This is a genomic window from Rhizobacter sp. P3_C12 (assembly GCF_056402735.1).
The window spans coordinates 1-2,227 of record NZ_JBFUGW010000516.1 but is presented as its reverse complement, the minus strand read 5'-3'; the positions used below and the strand labels follow the sequence as shown (position 1 = coordinate 2,227).

At 71.6% G+C, this 2,227-nt stretch carries 1 protein-coding gene; it reads right to left on the bottom strand.

Going from position 1 to position 2,227, the window contains the following annotated elements; genetic code table 11:
* The coding region (locus AC1DXV_RS33975) for a sensor histidine kinase (RefSeq protein WP_477937970.1) at window positions 1-2,227 on the bottom strand (2,227 nt) is incomplete at both ends.

Genomic DNA, 2,227 nt, shown 5'->3' with positions numbered 1-2,227 from the left:
TGTCTGCCACGTGCAGCGTCACGTGCGTCGCATCGACCGTGCAGGTCAGCGTGACGCGCCCGTGGGGCCGGTTGTACTTGATGCCGTTCGTCAACAGGTTGATCAGCACCTGGCGCAGCCGGATCCGGTCGGCGCGCACGGTGGCCTGCAGCCGGTCGGCATGCAGCGTCACGCCGTGCTCGCGCGCCAGCGCCTCCACCAGCGGCAAGGTCTCGTACACCACCTCGTGCAGCGCGAGCGGCTGCAGGTCCAGCCGCAGGTTGCCGCTCTCCAGGCTCGACAGGTCCAGCACATCGTTGATCAGCGACAGCAGGTGCCGGCCGGCCGCGGCGATGTGCTCCACCTTGTGGTTGTGGTCGGCGCTCAGCGCACGCGCGTCGAACTGCAGCAACTGCGCGAAACCCAGCACCGCGTTCAGCGGCGTGCGCAGCTCATGGCTCATGCGCGCCAGGAACTCCGACTTGGCCGAACTCTCGCGCTGCGCGACAGCCCGCTCCTGGCGGGCGATCTCGGCGCTGCGCGCCTCGGTGATGTCCCAGTTCACCCCCATGTGGCGATGCACCTGGCCGCTCGCGTCCGTCACCGCCGTCGAGCGCGAGGCCAGCCAGTGCACCGAACCGTCAGGCCACACGACGCGGAACTCGTAGGCCGCGCTGCTGCGGGTGCGCACCGATTCCTCGAGCGCGGCCGYGACCCGCTCGCGGTCCTCGGGCCACACCAGCGCCGCGCGCTCGGCCTCGTTCGGCACCTGGTCCGACGGCTCCAGGCCGCGCAGCCGGAACATCGCCTCGTCCCACACCGAGGTGTCGGTGCGCGGCAGCCATTCCCAGGTGCCGATGCCCACGCTGCGCACCGCGAGACCGATGCGCTCGTTCGCGCTGCGCAATGCCGCTTCGGTCTTCACGCGCTCGGTCACGTCGATCGTGATGCCGAACAGCATCGGCCGGCCGTCGCGCGATTCGCGCCGCACCCGGTTCACCAGCCAGCGCACCTCGCCATCAGGACGGCGGATGCGGTACTCGTGCTCCACCGACATCTCGTCGCTCGCGCGGATCTCGTCGCGCACGCGCTCCATGAAGGCGCGGTCGTCCGGGTGCACGACCTCGGTCATCCACTCGGCGCCCGATGGCACGCCCGCCTCTTTCGGCCGGCCGATGATGCGGAACATCTCGTCGTTCCATTCGGCGCGGCGCGTCTGCGGGTCGCGGCTCCAGATGCCCAGGCCCGCCGCCGTGGCGGCGATCTCCAGCCGCTTCGCGAGCTCGGTCGCGCGCCGCGTGTGCTCGACCTGCTCGGTCACGTCGAGCGCGACGCCGACGAACTCGATCGGCGTGCCCTCGGCATCGCGGCGCACGACACGGCGCGTCAGCACGTAGCGGAAGCTGCCGTCCGGGCGGCGGTAGCGGGCTTCCATGTCGACCGGGCGGTCCGAGCGCAGCGCGGCCTGCGAGGTGGCCAGCACCTGCGGCAGGTCGTCGGGGTGGATCAGCGCGCGCACCTCCTCCATCGCCATGCCCTCGGGCCGCGGCGTGATGTCGAGCACCTGGTAGGCGCGCTCGTTGTAGTACATGCGGTTGCGCTTCAGGTCATGGCGCCAGATCGCGATGTTGCCCAGGTCGACCGCGATCTTCAGCTGCGCGCTGGTGTCATTGAACGACTCGGCCAGCTCGTAGGCCTCGGTGTCGTCGACCATGATGCCGATCGCTCGGGTCGGCGTGCCGCCGCCGGGGGCGGACTTGACCTCCCACTGCGAATGCACGCGCCGGATCCGGCCGTCGGGCATCACGATGCGGTAGCGCCGGGTGTACTGGCCGGGCTCGGTCATCGATTCGAACAGCCGCGGGTCGACCCGGTCGTCCGGGTGGATGTGCTGCGCGGTGAGCGCGAAGTTCGGCGTGCCGCCGGCCGGGTCCAGGCCGAAGAAGCGGAACATGTGGCGATCCCAGCGGCCCTCGCCGGACGGGATGTCGCGCTCCCAGACGCCCAGGCGCCCGAACTCCTGCGCCATGTCGAGCAGCTCGGCGAGCCGGCGCGCCTCGTCGCCGAGCGCGCGCACGTCGGTGATGTCCTGCACCAGCAGCAGCTGCGGGCCGGGTGACTGCAGGCTCAGCCAGCGCTGCGTGCCGGAGGGCGTGGTCCAGCGGTGTTCGGCCGCCGCCAGCGCGGCCTGCGGCGGCAGGCCGAGCAACTGGCGCACGTCGCGCCCCTGCAGCGCGCCGGGGGGCTG